This is a genomic window from Rhizobium sp. ZK1, from assembly GCF_047782645.1.
Classification (GTDB): Bacteria; Pseudomonadota; Alphaproteobacteria; order Rhizobiales; family Rhizobiaceae; genus Rhizobium.
Genome location: NZ_CP180587.1, coordinates 508963 through 523360 on the forward strand (window position 1 = coordinate 508963; position 14398 = coordinate 523360).

14 protein-coding genes are annotated in these 14398 nt (G+C 60.9%); 5 read left to right on the plus strand and 9 right to left on the minus strand.

Translation table 11 applies throughout. The annotated features are described in order from the left end of the window. Window positions 1–57: 57 nt before the first annotated feature. Window positions 58–1521, plus strand: a complete 1464-nt coding sequence (locus ACK9YZ_RS24940; RefSeq protein WP_216760841.1) for a phospholipase D-like domain-containing protein — start codon at window positions 58–60, stop codon at window positions 1519–1521. A gap of 93 nt (window positions 1522–1614) precedes the next feature. Then, window positions 1615–2439: an endonuclease/exonuclease/phosphatase family protein gene (locus ACK9YZ_RS24945; protein WP_416067992.1), complete on the plus strand. Its 825-nt coding sequence runs from the start codon at window positions 1615–1617 to the stop codon at window positions 2437–2439. A 14-nt stretch (window positions 2440–2453) separates the two neighbouring features. On the opposite strand, the gene tehA is transcribed toward ACK9YZ_RS24945, so the two are convergent. After that, window positions 2454–3410 (minus strand): dicarboxylate transporter/tellurite-resistance protein TehA, encoded by a 957-nt coding sequence (tehA, locus tag ACK9YZ_RS24950; RefSeq protein ID WP_416067993.1) that lies wholly within the window; start codon window positions 3408–3410, stop codon window positions 2454–2456. 72 nt (window positions 3411–3482) lie between these two features. After that, on the minus strand, window positions 3483–3821 hold the full coding sequence (locus ACK9YZ_RS24955; protein WP_416068420.1) for a carboxymuconolactone decarboxylase family protein: 339 nt from the start codon (window positions 3819–3821) through the stop codon (window positions 3483–3485). Between the two features lie 120 nt (window positions 3822–3941). Here ACK9YZ_RS24955 and ACK9YZ_RS24960 point away from each other — a divergent pair, with 120 nt between their 5' ends. Beyond that, window positions 3942–4874, plus strand: coding sequence for an AraC family transcriptional regulator (locus ACK9YZ_RS24960; RefSeq protein WP_416067994.1), 933 nt, complete (start codon window positions 3942–3944; stop codon window positions 4872–4874). A 13-nt stretch (window positions 4875–4887) separates the two neighbouring features. On the opposite strand, the gene ACK9YZ_RS24965 is transcribed toward ACK9YZ_RS24960, so the two are convergent. Next, window positions 4888–5793, minus strand: a complete 906-nt coding sequence (locus ACK9YZ_RS24965) for a LysR family transcriptional regulator (protein WP_416067995.1) — start codon at window positions 5791–5793, stop codon at window positions 4888–4890. Between the two features lie 110 nt (window positions 5794–5903). Between ACK9YZ_RS24965 and ACK9YZ_RS24970 the strand changes: the two genes are divergently transcribed. Beyond that, window positions 5904–6734 (plus strand): SDR family oxidoreductase, encoded by an 831-nt coding sequence (locus ACK9YZ_RS24970; RefSeq protein WP_416067996.1) that lies wholly within the window; start codon window positions 5904–5906, stop codon window positions 6732–6734. Between the two features lie 7 nt (window positions 6735–6741). Here the strand turns inward: ACK9YZ_RS24970 and ACK9YZ_RS24975 are convergent, their stop codons facing one another. Further along, window positions 6742–7731 carry an aldo/keto reductase gene (locus tag ACK9YZ_RS24975; protein ID WP_416067997.1) on the minus strand — a complete coding sequence of 330 codons (990 nt, stop codon included), beginning with the start codon at window positions 7729–7731 and terminating at the stop codon, window positions 6742–6744. Window positions 7732–8011: 280 nt separating this feature from the next. Here ACK9YZ_RS24975 and ACK9YZ_RS24980 point away from each other — a divergent pair, with 280 nt between their 5' ends. Beyond that, entirely contained in the window at window positions 8012–8902 is an 891-nt protein-coding gene (locus ACK9YZ_RS24980) for a LysR substrate-binding domain-containing protein (protein ID WP_416067998.1), read from the plus strand. 3 nt (window positions 8903–8905) lie between these two features. Here the strand turns inward: ACK9YZ_RS24980 and ACK9YZ_RS24985 are convergent, their stop codons facing one another. The 5 genes from ACK9YZ_RS24985 to ACK9YZ_RS25005 all read right to left on the minus strand — a co-directional run bounded on the left by ACK9YZ_RS24985 (window position 8906) and on the right by ACK9YZ_RS25005 (window position 14369). Then, window positions 8906–9448 carry a transcriptional regulator gene (locus tag ACK9YZ_RS24985; protein ID WP_416067999.1) on the minus strand — a complete coding sequence of 181 codons (543 nt, stop codon included), beginning with the start codon at window positions 9446–9448 and terminating at the stop codon, window positions 8906–8908. 109 nt (window positions 9449–9557) lie between these two features. Beyond that, the gene (locus ACK9YZ_RS24990) at window positions 9558–10637 is read right to left on the minus strand and encodes an ABC transporter ATP-binding protein (RefSeq protein ID WP_416068000.1); all 1080 of its coding nucleotides are present in this window, start codon (window positions 10635–10637) and stop codon (window positions 9558–9560) included. A gap of 1 nt (window position 10638) precedes the next feature. Then, complete coding sequence (locus tag ACK9YZ_RS24995) at window positions 10639–12567, minus strand: glycoside hydrolase family 127 protein (RefSeq protein ID WP_416068001.1); 1929 nt, start codon at window positions 12565–12567, stop codon at window positions 10639–10641. A gap of 27 nt (window positions 12568–12594) precedes the next feature. Beyond that, the gene (locus ACK9YZ_RS25000) at window positions 12595–13458 is read right to left on the minus strand and encodes a carbohydrate ABC transporter permease (RefSeq protein WP_183742685.1); all 864 of its coding nucleotides are present in this window, start codon (window positions 13456–13458) and stop codon (window positions 12595–12597) included. Beyond that, the gene (locus ACK9YZ_RS25005) at window positions 13458–14369 is read right to left on the minus strand and encodes a carbohydrate ABC transporter permease (RefSeq protein ID WP_216759178.1); all 912 of its coding nucleotides are present in this window, start codon (window positions 14367–14369) and stop codon (window positions 13458–13460) included. The genes ACK9YZ_RS25000 and ACK9YZ_RS25005 overlap by 1 nt, the downstream gene beginning before the upstream one ends. Window positions 14370–14398: the final 29 nt, after the last annotated feature.

Sequence of the window (14398 nt, forward strand, 5' to 3'; positions counted from 1 at the left end):
TGAGAGCGAGCCGCTGACTGATTGAACGCAGACGATTCGCGGTTATATCCTGTGGCGATGTTTCAACTGCTGTCGACCTACTGGCCGCATATCCTCTTCGTCATCTCCATTGCCATGGGGGCAGCGGCGGCGATCCACGCCACCATGACCAAGGAAGAGGTGCGGGCTGCGACAGGCTGGGTGGGCGTCATCATCCTCTCGCCGATTATCGGCGCGTTGCTTTACATGATTGCCGGCATCAACCGCATCCGCCGCAAGTCGCTGAGCCTTCGCCGCGACGCGTTGCTGCCTGCTGCCGATCTGGATGAGCTCGAAAAGTTCGACGCGGAGACCGATGCCGTCATCAGCCAGTTCGGCCGGCGTTTTGCCGCTCTGCAGACGCTTGGTGATCGCATCACGCGCTACCCGCTGACAACAGGCAATACGATCGACATGCTGGAAAACGGCGACGAGGCCTATGCGGCGATGAAGACCGCAATCGATGGCGCCGAGCGCAGTATCCTGCTGGAAACCTATATCTTCGACCGGGACAGGATCGGGCTGCGCGTCGCCGATGCGCTGATCGCAGCCATCAAGCGCGGCGTGGAAGTGCGCGTGCTGATCGATGCAGTCGGCGCGCGTTATTCGGTGCCGAGCATTCTCGGATACCTGAAGGACGGCGGCGTGACCGTCGATGTCTTCAACGGCAATGTCATCATGGGCCTGAGATTGCCCTATGCGAACCTGCGCACACACCGCAAAATCCTGATCGCGGATGGAAAGATCGCACTGACAGGTGGCATGAATATCCGCGAAGGTTTCAGCGAGGAGGCGGTCGGCGAGAGTTTTGCCCATGACACGCATTTCAGCCTCAGCGGCCCGGCAGTGGCCGATCTCTTCGATGTCGCGGCCGAAGACTGGCGTTTTACGACAGGCGAAGTCCTGAACGGCGAGGCCTGGCGCATCGACCGACTGGATCGCAAGCGCGGCGACCCGGTCTTCTTGCGCGTCGTGGCTTCCGGACCGGACCGGAGCGTGGAAACGAACCACAAGATGCTGATGGGTGCCTTTTCCGTCGCGCGCCAGTCGATCCGGATCATGTCGCCTTATTTTCTGCCGGATCGGGAGCTGATCAGTGCGCTGACGACGGCGGCCCGGCGTGGCGTGGAGGTTGATATCGTAGTGCCTGCGGCCAACAATCTCGTTCTGGTCGACCGGGCGATGACGGCGCAGTTCGACCAGATCGTCAAGAACTATTGCCGCATCTGGCGTTCGACCGGCAGCTTCAGCCATTCCAAGCTTCTCTCTATCGACGGAACCTGGGCCTATGTCGGTTCCTCCAATCTCGATCCGCGCTCGCTTCGGCTGAATTTCGAGGTTGATCTCGAAGTGCTGAATGCCGGCTTTGCTGCCGAAATCGATGAGCGCATCGACGATGCCATTAAGTCCGCCACGCCGGTTACGCTCGAGGGCCTGTGGTCACGGCCCTTCCTGGTGCGGCTGCTTGAAAAGGTGCTGTGGCTGGGTTCCCCATATCTTTGACCGCGTTTCGTGATTGCAGCATGGCAAGTTTTGCTGCGCTGCCTATAATCCTGACAAAGAGCCTTTCGAGCAATGGAGCCGGCGTTCCTTCCGATGCAAGTCAAGAAGAAAGACAGTCTGCCCGCCAGTATCATCGCTTCCATCAAGAATAGGAAGAAGCGCGTCGAGACCTGGCGTGCGGGACCAAAGCCGCGCAATGACGGCACTCTTATCGCCTCCTACAATGTCCATAAATGCGTCGGCACTGACCGACGTTTTGATCCGGAACGCACGAGCCGTGTCATCCATGAGATCGATGCCGACGTCATCGCGCTCCAGGAGGCCGATACGCGTTTCGGCGAGCGTACGGGCATTCTCGATCTCGCCCGGCTGGAGCGCGAAACCGGACTCGTCCCGGTTCCGATCTCAGGGGCGGTGAAGGCGCATGGCTGGCACGGCAATGTCGTGCTCGTCCGCAAGGGTCTCGTGCATGATGTCCACCAGGTGAAGCTGCCGGGGCTGGAGCCGCGCGGCGCGCTGGTTGCGGAAATAGAGCTCGAAGCCGGCGCGAGGCTGCGCATCATCGCCGCCCATTTCGGCCTGCTGCGCCACTCGCGGGCGCAACAGGCAAAGACGCTGGTCGATCTCATCAGCGACCGCCATGAGATGCCGACCATCCTGCTTGGCGATCTCAACGAATGGCGGCTCGGCGACCGCTCGTCCCTCAGTACCTTTCAGATGGCTTTCGGTCCGCTGCCCCCTGCCGTTCCGAGCTTTCCGGCCGGCTTGCCGGTCCTGGCGCTCGACCGCATCATTGCCAACCGGAAAGGCATCATCTCCGCCGTGGAGGTGCATGACACTCCGCTTGCCCGCATGGCATCCGACCATTTGCCGATTAAGGCGGTGGTCGATCTGCAGCAGGAGGTGGCAGGCGCCTAAAGCCGTTCGGGCTCTCAGGCCCGGACGGGAGCGGGAAGAAGCTTGCCTCTCACCAGCAGCCAGAGCGTTCCGACTGCAATGATCGCAAGCGCGATGTTGACGAGCACGAAGATAACGGGCGCAAGCTCGCTGATCGCGCCGGTGTCGCCGCGCGCCGTCATGCGCAGTGCTGTTGTCGAAAGCGCAGTAAGGCCGAAGGTAAACGCCCAATAGGAGCCGGCGAAGGGTTGTTGCATGATCCAGGGCAGCTGACGGCCGATGATCAGGACCTGGAGGATGGCGTAGCCGAACATGGCATGCGCGAGCATATCGGGTGTGCCGGTCGTCACACTCAGATAGGCGGCGCTGCCGACGGCTGGCGGGGCAAGCTGGATGCCCAGAGTCGGGCGCAGCGGTGCGGCTAGCTCCGGCGCCATCAGCAGCCGGTGCAACAAGACGGATTCGATCGCCAGCCAGGAAAAGAAGCCGGCGCCGAAGGCGAGCTGGCCCCAGTCGGCATAACCAAGCGTGCCTGCCGCAATGGCGGTGACGAAAGAGCCGGCAACAGTCGGCAGATAAAGGACCGGCGTGTTGGTTGCCGGATCACGCCCACCGCGCCAGAGCAGGCCGGTTCGCCAGAGCAGGAAAAACAAGGTAATGGCGAACCCCGCCAGAGCCAGAACTTCCGTTGCGATGCGCGAATAAGGAAGGATCGCAAGTCCCGCCAGCATGGTTGCGACGCCGACCAGTCCGACGAAGCAGCACTGAATGGGATGTTCAAGTTCCGCCATCACCTCCTTCGGCGCGATAAAGCATTTCGCGGCGTAGAGTAGGATGAGGACGAGCCAGGTCGCAAAGCCAAGAAGGCTGATGGCTTCGCCCACGCTGGCCGGAACAGGCCAGATGGCAGCGGCGGCGCGCCAGCTGTTGCCGAGCCCGACAACGCCAAGAACAATGCCAAAGAATGCAGCGGGTATGCGGGGGAGCGACATGTTCGGTTCTCCGAATTGGTCCGGCAGGATCATTTACCCTGCCGAGGCGGCAAGCGGTCCACGTTGGACGTTTTACTTTGCAACGGCATCGGCAGCGTCCATCACGCGGGCCGAATAGACAAGAGCAGCGCCGGCATTAACGGAGATCGCGACACCGAGGGCCTCGGCAATTTCCTCCTTGGTGGCGCCTACCTTCTGGGCTTCGGTCGTATGTACGGCAATACAGCCATCGCAACGGATGGTGACGGCCACGGCAAGGGCGATCAGCTCGCGCTGCTTGGCGTCGAGATAGTTGGTCTTCTGTCCGGCGGTCGAAAGGGTTTGATAGCCTTTGATCGTCTCTGGCACGATCTTGGCGATTTCGCCGATCCGGCCCAAGAGTTCGCCGCGATATTCCTTCCAGTCCAACATGAAGATCATTCCTTCTCATACCAGCGACGGCGTAATTGCCTCGGCTGTTGGACGTGGCTATGACCTTCAGTGGTGATAATTTGAATGCTCAAAAATGTCATTTTCTAGCGCAATCGTCTCATGGATGTTTTAAGCCGCCTTATCGAACTTGCCCGCCTGCAGCCAACGCTCGACATTCGCTGCCGGCTGCAGGGTGCGTTTCATATCGACCACGAACCTGTTACTGCAGGTACATTGCCGTTTCATCTGATCCTCGGTGGCGATTGTCTCATTCGCCTCGGCTCCGGTCGTGAAATCATCTTGCGCTCCGGCGATTTCCTGCTACTGCCGCGCGGGGATGCGCATGCGATCGTCGGTCTGCGACCACGCGGCAAAGCACAGCCTCTGCGCATCGCCGTGGGTGGCATGCTGCCCTTGCGCGAAAACGGCGAAGGTGAGGCCGATGTCGACTTGCTCTGTGGTCATTTCGACTGCGCGCCGGGATCGGCCGCCTTGCTGCTCGATAGCCTGCCCGACGTCTTTCACGTATCGCTCGCCGAGGAGCAGGAGGAACTGCTGAAGATGCTGGTCGCCATGCTCTATAGGGAAACGGCTGAAGAAAAGCCGGGAGCATTGGCGATCATCACCGCGACCTGTCTTTCGCTTTTCGTCATGGCGGTGAGGGCAAGCAAGGTCTCGCCCGTCGCATCTTCGGGACTGCTGCAATTGCTTGACGATGCCAGGCTCGGCAAATCCGTCGTGGCAATGATGTCCTCGCCGGCCTTTGCCTGGACGATTGATTCTCTTTCCCGTCATTCGGCTATGTCGCGGGCTACCTATGCCCGGCAATTTCGCGAGCGCGCCGGAATGACGGTCGGCGCGTTCCTGACCGATATCAGGATGATGCTGGCGAGCGACCTGCTGCTCGGGACACGCCGGACTGTTGCAGATATCGCTGCAGGGGTCGGCTATGAGTCCGAAGCCGCCTTCGGCAAGGCTTTCAAGGCAAGACGCGGCATAACGCCGGCGCGCTTCCGCGCTGCAGAAAAGGCGAGACAGAATGGGCAGGGGTGATGCGCGCGGGGGGCTAAGCACCTTGCCGCTCGACTTCCGTCAGCACGGATATGAAGGCTCTGAGGCTTTGCGGCACATGCCTGTGGCCGGGATAATAGAGGCAGAGCCCGGGGATTGACGGGCACCAGTCGTCAAGAACAGAGATAACCTCGCCGCTGGCAAGATAGGGCCGCGCGACCCTTTCCGGCACATAGGCGATGCCGAGGCCTTTGACTGCGGCTTCCGCCATCAATTCTACATGATCGAGGGTCAGAGCGCCCGATACCTCGATCGTCACTTCCTGGCCGTGTTTCTCAAACTCCCAGCGGTAGAGCTTGCCGCTCGGCATACGCAGGCGGATGCAGCGGTGGCGCTTAAGGTCTTCAGGCGTCTTCGGCCGCCTGTGGTCTTTCAAGTAAGCTGGTGAGGCAACCGCGAGGAAACGTGCCTCGCCACCGAATTCGACCGCTATCATATCGAGCGGCACGGATTCCCGCAGGCGGATGCCGGCATCGAAGCCCTCGCCGACAATGTCGACCAGCCGGTTCTCGCTGACGATATCGAGCGATATTTCCGGATAGCGTTGGAGAAAGAGAGGAATGGCGGCATTCAACAGCACGCGGGCGGCAATTTCGCTGGCGTTGATGCGCAGCGTACCGCTCGGCTGGCCCCCGAATTCGCCGACGGCATCGAGCGCCAGACCGAGATCGCGCAAGACCGGTTTCAGCCTGTTGAGAAGCATTTCGCCGGCCTCCGTGGCCGCAACACTGCGTGTCGTGCGATGCAGCAGGCGCACGCCCATGCGCGCTTCCATATTGCGCATCACGTGGCTCAGTGTCGACGGCGACAGGCCGAGTTCCCCGGCCGCCTTGCGGAAGCTGCGATGGGTGACAATTGCCGCAAAGGCATTGAGGTCATCAAGCGTCGGTCGATAACTCATGGGTATTTTTCAACAGATCATGCGGATTTGAACGGATTATCACATCAATAAACCTCTCTATCTTTGCTGTCATCAAGCCGCGATCCGGCGGCATCAGAAAGGTAGCGACGATGACAAAGACATGGTTCATTACAGGCACATCCTCCGGTTTCGGTCGGATCATGACCGAGAAGCTGCTGGCGCGCGGCGATCGCGTCGCCGCAACCTTGCGCAAGCGCCAAGCCCTGACTGATCTTGAAGCGCAGTATGGCGACCGGCTCTGGGTCGCGACCCTCGACGTCACCGATGATCGGGCCGTTCATGCGGTCGTCAACGCCGCTTTCGAAGAGATGGGACGCATCGATGTCGTCGTCAGCAATGCCGGTTATGGCCTGTTCGGCGCCTCAGAAGAGGCGAACGATGCGCAGATACGCCATCAGATCGATACCAATCTGATCGGCTCCATCCAGGTGATCCGGGCGGCCTTGCCGCATCTGCGTCAGCAGGGCGGCGGTCGCATCCTGCAGGTCGCTTCGGAAGGCGGCCAGATCGCCTATCCGAATTTCAGCCTCTATCACGCTACCAAATGGGGGATCGAAGGTTTCATCGAAGCTGTGGCACAAGAAGTCGCCCCTTTCGGCATCGACATCACCATTGCCGAGCCGGGGCCTGCGGGCACGGATTTCGGCGCCGGCCTCGTCAGGCCGCCGCAGATGGATATCTATGAGGACACACCAGCCGGCCAGGTGCGCAAGGCAATCGCCGATGGCTCGTTCAAGATCCTGGGCGATCCCGTGAAGATGACCGACGCGATGATCGCGGCGGCCGAAAAACAACCGGCGCCCAAAAGGCTGGCGCTTGGCAGCACGACCTATCAATCGATCCGCAAGGCCCTGAACGAGCGGCTCGCCGAGCTGGAAGCGCAAAAGGAGATCACGCTGTCGACCGATATCGACGCGTGAGCCACCCTTAGCGATCGATCGTCGACATGATCGTGTCGTTGTAACGCTTGCCCGAGACCTTGCCGGGGGCAAGCGCTTCATCGAGCGCCTTCATCTGCTCGGCATTGAGCGCAATGGAGGCTGCAGCGATATTGTCTTCCAGGTAGGTGCGGCGCTTGGTACCGGGGATCGGCACGAAGTCGCTGCCCTTGTGCAGGATCCAGGCGAGCGCGATCTGGCCAGGCTTGACGCCGAGCGAGGATGCGAGCGAGCGAACGGCATCGGCCGCGCGAATATTGGCGTCGTAGTTCTCGCCCTGATAGCGCGGATCGCCGCGGCGGAAATCACCTTCCGGATAATCTTCGGCGCGCTTGACCTCCCCGGCCAGGAAGCCGCGACCAAGTGGGCTGAAGGGCACGAGGCCGATGCCGAGCTCCTTCAAAGCAGGGATGATGTCGGCTTCCAGATTGCGCTCCCACAGCGAATATTCGCTCTGCACGGCCGACACTGGAAAGACGGCGTGTGCGCGGCGGATATTGGCGACACCGGCTTCTGAAAGGCCGAAGTAACGAACCTTGCCTTCCTTGACGAGATCGGCGACCGTGCCGGCGACATCTTCCATCGGCACAGCCGGATCGACGCGGTGCTGGTAGATGAGGTCGATGTGGTCGGTGGCAAGACGCCTGAGCGAGCCTTCGATGGCGCTGCGAATGGTATCGGGCCGGCTGTCGCGCTCCGTGCCCACCTGTTTGCCGTCCTTCAGGCGGAAACCGAACTTGGTGGCCAGCGTCACCTCATTGCGGCGCCCCTTCAGCGCACGGCCGAGCAGTTCCTCATTCTTGTAGGGGCCGTAAACCTCGGCCGTATCGAGAAACGTGCAGCCAAGCTCGATGGCACGGTGAAGGGTTGCGATGGATTCCGTCTCATCTGCCGGCCCGTAGGACTGGCTCATGCCCATGCATCCGAGACCGATGGCCGATACGTCAAGTCCCTGGTTGCCGAGTTTGCGCTTCTGCATCGTGATGCTCCTGCTTCTCAAGTAAGAAGAGGTCTTTATAGACCCCGGTGCAGGATTATGAATGCGCGAAAATCCCGATAAGCTGCGTGAGCGTTCAACAGTCCGTGTGCCACCGGTTGTCTCTGTCATCAGATGTGAAGGTGACGCGACGAATGGCATCCATCAGGATGGAGACGATCTGCTTCCACACGGCTTTTCTCCTTTTCCTGTGGTTCTCCTCCTCTTGCGCACGGTCTTCAAACGAGCTTATCGTCGACTTCGGATGACTTGAGGTTATGGAATGAAGCGTGGTCGACTGCCATTGACGGCATTGCGAAGCTTCGAGGTTGCGGGCCGGCTCGAGAGCTTCACGCTTGCGGCCGAGGAACTGTTCATTTCGCAGGCGGCCGTCAGCCGGCAGATCCGCGACCTGGAACAGCTATTGGGTGAACCGCTGTTCGAGCGGCGCCACCGAAGTGTCGTTCTGACAGGCAGTGGCCGGAAGCTGCTTGCCATCCTGACGCCCTCCTTGGATCGGATCGACGAATGCCTGGAGGATATCCGTGGGGTTTCAGTATCCTCGGATCTGAAGGTCAGCGTCGAACCTTCCTTTGCCGCCTGCTGGCTGGTGCCGCGCCTGCCGGAATTCCGCAGACTTCATCCAGACGTCGAGATATCGCTCGATGCAGATCCGCGGACGATCGAATTTCGCACTGGCCAGGCGCAGATCGCGATCAGGCACAGCGCCACCGTTACCGCATGGCCACGGACGGAAAGCCGGCACTTGATCGATGTCCGTATGGTGCCGGTGATCGCCTCCGATCTTCTGGAGCGTGGCTCACCGATCTCCTCTCCGCATGACATTTTTACTTACGGGCTTTTGCATGAGGAGACCCGCGACGCCTGGAGCCGGTGGTTCGAGGCCGCCGGCATCGCCATGCCCGAGACGGCGAGGGGGCCAGTCTATGCCGATGACGGTCTCGTGCTGCAGGCGGCGCTGCGCGGCCAGGGCGTTGCGCTCCTGGATGAAGCCTTTGCAGAGGAAGAAATCCGGGCTGGCCGCTTGCGCCAGCTCTTCGACCTCACGGTTCCGAACGGCGCCTACTGGCTGGTTACCCGCAGCTTCGACCGCCTTGCGCCCCCGGCTGCGGATTTTGCACGCTGGGTAACCGAGAGCCTTCACAAGCGCTGACCTCTACCCCTCTGTCGCCATCCGCTTCCTGGCCGCCTCGCGGACAAGCTTCCATCGGGTAAGCTCAAGCGTGGCGTCAGCCAATGCGCGATGCGCCGGGATTGCCGCCTTGCTTTCCTCGACAATGCCGTCGATGAGCTTCGATAGCTCTGTCTCCGTGATCGCCGCTCCTGTTAATTCACGCGCCGCGGCCATAAAGGCATCACGTGACTTGCCGAGCCGGAGGGCATGCCGAGGAAATCCGCCGGCGCGCAGGAGAACGCTCAGCCATTTTCCATCCCACGAAGGGGCGCTCGCATAGAGCTCGTGCCCCGTCAAAACCTCGACCATTTCACGAGCGACCTGCTCTACCGGCACGCCCTCCGATGCCAGTAACTCCCGCGAAATCCCATGGATTGCTTCCGCATCGGCCGCCCAATCGTCCCAGTCGGCAGCGGGACGGATCAGAAGCGAGCGCGAGCGGCCGTCTTCGAACACCCAGGCAACTTCGATCGGAACGCTTTTCTTGCCGAGGGACGAGGCCTCGAAATCCAGGAAAACGATCAATGCAACGCGACAGGCGGGTGCTGTCCTCCAGCGAGAGTTCTGCTGCCGATCGGCCGGTGCCGCAGGCGCCCGACCGAAGAACAGGAACGCAGCCTACAGCCGGCCGAGTTTATTTGTCGAGCCGCATGCCGTCTGCGTCGAAGATGTGCAAATAATCGGGATCGCAGGTGAAGGCGAGTTGGCTGCCGGTCGCGATGTCAGACGAGCCCCTATACTCCACGGTCAGCGGCTGGCCGTCGCCAAGCTGGCAATAGAGGAACTGAGTGCCGCCGAGATATTCATCAAAATCGACCGTGGCCCGCAGTGCCTCATCCTGTGAGCCTGCGGCGATCCTCAGATGCTCCGGGCGCATGCCAAGGGTAATTTTCTGCCCTTGGCTCAAACCAGCCCCGCCGATCGGCGAACGGATTCGATTGCCGGCTACCATGATATTGCCGTCGCCAGTCCAACTTGCGTCGAGAAGGTTCATGCGCGGCGAACCGATGAAGCCTGCGACGAAGACATTGTTCGGCCGCTCATAGATCTCGCGCGGCGTTCCTGCCTGTTCGATATACCCATCCCGCAGCACGACGATCTTGTCGGCGAGCGTCATTGCTTCGGTCTGGTCGTGCGTGACGTAGATCATCGTATTGCCAAGCTCACGATGGAGCCTGGCAATTTCGATGCGCATCGAGACGCGCAACTCCGCGTCGAGGTTCGACAGCGGTTCGTCGAAGAGGAAGACATCCGGCTTGCGGACGATCGCGCGACCGATCGCCACGCGTTGCCGCTGGCCGCCCGAGAGCTGTCCCGGCCGGCGATCGAGCAGATGGTCGATCTTCAGGATCGCCGAGGCCGCCTTGACGCGGGCCTCGATCTCTAAGGCTTGCGTCCGGGCCATCTTCAGGCCGAAGGCGAGATTGTCGCGCACACTCATATGCGGATAGAGCGCATAGGACTGGAAGACCATGGCGATGCCGCGATCGGAAGGGTCGAGATCGGTGACATTGCGTCCCTTGATCTCGATCTCGCCGTCGGTGACATCCTCCAGCCCGGCAATCATGCGCAGCAGGGTCGATTTTCCGCATCCCGAGGGTCCGACGAAGACGACGAAGGATCCCTCAGCGATGGTCAAGTCGATGCCATGGATGACTTCCAGATTGCCGAAACTCTTGCGAATTTCGGTCAGCACAACGCCCGTATCCGCCATTTTATTCACCGCGCGCCTCGCCGGCTCTGACCCAGACGAGCATCTCGCCCGGTTCGCGATTGTCCCAGAAAGGATAGGGCACGAAACGCGCGCTCGCCTGCTTTGCCGCTGGCGGCGAGATACGGTAGAGCGTAGAGCCCCAGTCGGCCGTATCACGGCTGACGGGCAGTTCGAGGGCGACCGCGCCGCGAAGACCTGATATCTCTGATGTCTTGGCCTGGGAGATATCAGCTGAGAGCGTGATGCCATTCAATCCAGCGCCATTGTCGGTTTCCTCGACGCAATAGACCATCGGACCACGCATCAGTGCCGTGCGGCCGGCGTCCTGACGGACCAGCGGATTGGCGAAGAGCTTGCGGGCCGTCAGCGGGATCGACAGATCGACCGTGTCGCCGCTCTTCCAGTCGCGCTCGATACGGGCATAACCATCCATCAGCACGGATGCGAGATCGAGCTTTTCGCCATTGATGAAAAGCGTCGCACCGTCAGCCCATTCCGGGATACGCAGCGACAGTGCGAAGTGAGCCGGGCGGTCGAGCGTCAGGTCGAAATGGATCGCGCCATCCCAAGGGTAGCGCGTCTGCTGCGCAAGCTCGACCTTGGCACCGGCGAGATCGAAGCGCGCCTTGCTTTCCCCGTAGAGGTGGACGGCAATCTCGTCCTCAGCGATCGCATACATATAGGAGCCGACCGAGGCGAGCAGGCGGGCGATGTTCGGCGGGCAGCAGGGGCAATGGTGCCAGATCCAGCGATGATGCTTTCCAGCGCTTTCCAGTGGATTTTCGTAGAAAAAGCGCGTGCCGTCGAGCGACAGGCCGGCCATGGCGCCATTATAGAGCGCCTGCTCCATGATATCGGCATAACGACGGTTCGGGCCACGGCCGAGCATGCGGTTTGCCCAGAAGACGAGGCCGACCGAGGCGCAGGTTTCTGCATAGGCGCTTTCGTTCGGCAGGTCGTAATAGTCGGTGAAGCCTTCGTTTGCAGCTGCCGGACCGATGCCTCCGGTGACATACATCTGCTTGGTCGTCAGATCGTCCCAAAGGGTTTCGAGTGCAGCCGTCAGCGTGTCGTCATTATATTCGGTGGCAATATCGGCCATGCCGGCATAGAGGTACATGGCGCGCACTGCGTGGCCGACGACCTTCCTCTGTTCGCGTACCGGCATATGCGCCTGGCCATATTCATAGGTCTTCTGGTGGAAGTCGGCAGCACTCCGGCCATCGCGGATCGCTTCGTCGGTGAAGAAATGCGGTTCGGTGCCGCGCTCGTCGATGAAGAACTTCGACAGGTCGAGATATTTCTTCTCGCCCGTGACCCGCGCCAGCTTGACCAGTGCGAGCTCGATTTCCTCGTGGCCGCAATAGCCGGGGATCTGGCCGGGACCGTGGCCGAAGACCGTGATCAGGTAATCGGCATAGCGGCACATGATGTCGAGTAGCTTCTTTTTGCCGGTCGCCTGGTAATAGGCGACGGCGCCTTCGATCAGGTGTCCGGCGCAATAGAGCTCGTGATGGTCGCGCAGGTTCGTCCAGCGTCGGCCGGGCTGGACGCGCTGGAACCAGGCGTTCAGATAGCCGTCCTTGTCCTGCAGCTTCTCATACATGTCGATAATCTCATCGACGCGGGCTTCGAGCTGCGGATTGGGCCGGCGGTAGAGCGAATAGGCGACAGTTTCTATCGACTTGCCGAGATCGCTGTCCCAGAACATCTGCGTCGTGCCGCCCCAGGGTCCGATCGGAATGACGACGCCCGGGCTTGGCTGGGTCACGTCGATCGCCTGCAGCATGCCGGCCTCGACGCAGCGGTCGAGCAGCGTTTCGGCGGTGGAATCGCAGATCGCATCCTGGCGATCGCCAAACAGCCCCTGCAACTCGACGCTCGGCACGGGCAGGGGACGGAACTGGCGGTCTCTCTTCAGCTTGTTCATGGCTTCATCCATTTCGTTGAAAGATCATCATTTCACCGCGCCGGCCATCAGCCCGCGCATGTAGTAGCGTTGCAGAAGCAGGAAGACGATCAGGCAGGGGATCGTCATGACGACGACACCGGCCTGAACCGCGCCCCAGTTGATGGCGCCGAGGCGGCCGGCGCGCACCGCCGTCATCAGGACGGGAAGCGTGTATTTCTCGTTGCTGGAGAGCAGCACGAGGGCGGCCAGAAATTCGTTCCAGGCATTGAGGAAAGCAAAGATCGCGACTGTCGCAATACCCGGCAGCACCAGGGGCAGAAGTACGCGGATCAGCAGTCTCAGGTCCCGCGCACCATCGATGCGCGCCGCTTCCTCGATCTCCTTCGGCACGGCATCAAAGGCATTGCGCATCATGAAGACGGAGAAGGGAAGTTGCAGCGTCACGTAGACGAGGGTGAGCCCCAGCAGCGAATTGTTGAGGCCGAGCTTCGCCAGAATGATGAAGAGCGGCGTCAGGATCGATTGGAAGGGGATCATCAGCGTCGCGATGATCAGCACGAAGAGGGCATTCTTCAGCGGGAAACGATAGCGCGAGAAGCCGTAGCCGGCGAGCAGGCTCACAGTGACCGTCAGCAACACCGTCGCCAGCGAGACGAAGAGCGAGTTGATCATGTGCCGCCAGATGCCGGCGCCGAAGGTATCGAGCAGTGCATAGGCATCGAAGCTGACACCTGTCGTCGGCCAGGGCGGCAGCGGCGGCAGGCTCGCCTCCGTGCCATGCCGGAAGGAGGCGAGCAGCGTGATGACGAAGGGTGCCAGGAAGAAGATCGAAATGGCGATGCCGGCGACATGATAGGCCGATTGCGATCTGAAGCGTTTGCGGGCGCGGCGTTCACGGGAGGAAATCATCAGCGTTCCTCTCCGACACGCAGCAGCCAGAGCTGGACGATGGAGATCGCAACGAGGATCGCCAGAAGGACGATCGAAAGGGCGGATCCGTAGCCCAGATTGAAGGACACAAAGGACTGGTTGAAGATGTAGTAGACGACAGAGATCATCTTGTTCTGCGGCCCGCCCGACGTCATGATGTAGAACTGGTCGAAGGCGAGGATCGAGCCGGTGACCGAGACGATCAGCGCCAGCGCGATCGTCTTGCGCATCAGCGGCAGGGTCAGATGTCGAAAGCGCTGCCAGCGCCCGGCGCCATCGATGCGGGCAGCCTCAGTCAACTCGGACGGGATGGCCTGCAGCCCGGTCAACAGGATGATCATCGTAAAACCGGCGATCTTCCAGACGACCATGACGATGATGGTTGCAAAAGCGGTATCGAAGCTTGCCATGATATTGGGGCTTCGCTCGACGAAGCCAAGCGCACGAAGGGCCGGGCCGACAAAACCGCTGTCGACATTGGCAAGCCACACCCAGAGCAGCGATGCTGTTGCCAGGCCGACCACGACGGGCAGGAAGATGATCGTCCGGTAGGTGCTGACGAAGCGGCGTTCCTTCTCGACGAAGATCGCCAGCGGGAAGGCGACTGCGAAGATCGCGATGGTTACGATCACCGTGTAATAGGCGGTGAAGTTCAAGGCCGCCATGAAGCGGCTGTCGTTCCACATGCGAATATAGTTGGCAAAGCCGATCCAGCGCGCCGCGCCCATCAGCGGCCAGTTGTGCAGGCTCATCCATCCCGTGAAGAGAACGGGCATGACGAAGAAGACGATGACGAGCGCCATGGCCGGCGCGATATAAAGAAAGCCGCGCCATTGCGACCTCTGCCGCTTTCGGACAGCGCGCGTGCGCTGTGGACCGGAACCGGTCATCGAAACCTCCGCGCTTTACGAGTTCTTCT

Excerpts from the sequence above, each read along its gene's own strand:
- ACK9YZ_RS24945 (WP_416067992.1), top strand. The coding sequence starts at position 1,615 with ATGCAAGTCAAGAAGAAAGACAGTCTGCCCGCCAGTATCATCGCTTCC.
- ACK9YZ_RS24955 (WP_416068420.1), bottom strand. The coding sequence starts at position 3,821 with ATGTTGGACTGGAAGGAATATCGCGGCGAACTCTTGGGCCGGATCGGC.
- ACK9YZ_RS24980 (WP_416067998.1), top strand. The coding sequence starts at position 8,012 with ATGAAGCGTGGTCGACTGCCATTGACGGCATTGCGAAGCTTCGAGGTT.
- ACK9YZ_RS24970 (WP_416067996.1), top strand. The coding sequence starts at position 5,904 with ATGACAAAGACATGGTTCATTACAGGCACATCCTCCGGTTTCGGTCGG.
- ACK9YZ_RS24940 (WP_216760841.1), top strand. The coding sequence starts at position 58 with ATGTTTCAACTGCTGTCGACCTACTGGCCGCATATCCTCTTCGTCATC.
- tehA (WP_416067993.1), bottom strand. The coding sequence starts at position 3,410 with ATGTCGCTCCCCCGCATACCCGCTGCATTCTTTGGCATTGTTCTTGGC.
- ACK9YZ_RS24995 (WP_416068001.1), bottom strand. The coding sequence starts at position 12,567 with ATGAACAAGCTGAAGAGAGACCGCCAGTTCCGTCCCCTGCCCGTGCCG.
- ACK9YZ_RS24990 (WP_416068000.1), bottom strand. The coding sequence starts at position 10,637 with ATGGCGGATACGGGCGTTGTGCTGACCGAAATTCGCAAGAGTTTCGGC.
- ACK9YZ_RS24965 (WP_416067995.1), bottom strand. The coding sequence starts at position 5,793 with ATGAGTTATCGACCGACGCTTGATGACCTCAATGCCTTTGCGGCAATT.
- ACK9YZ_RS24975 (WP_416067997.1), bottom strand. The coding sequence starts at position 7,731 with ATGCAGAAGCGCAAACTCGGCAACCAGGGACTTGACGTATCGGCCATC.
- ACK9YZ_RS24960 (WP_416067994.1), top strand. The coding sequence starts at position 3,942 with ATGGATGTTTTAAGCCGCCTTATCGAACTTGCCCGCCTGCAGCCAACG.
- ACK9YZ_RS25005 (WP_216759178.1), bottom strand. The coding sequence starts at position 14,369 with ATGACCGGTTCCGGTCCACAGCGCACGCGCGCTGTCCGAAAGCGGCAG.
- ACK9YZ_RS25000 (WP_183742685.1), bottom strand. The coding sequence starts at position 13,458 with ATGATTTCCTCCCGTGAACGCCGCGCCCGCAAACGCTTCAGATCGCAA.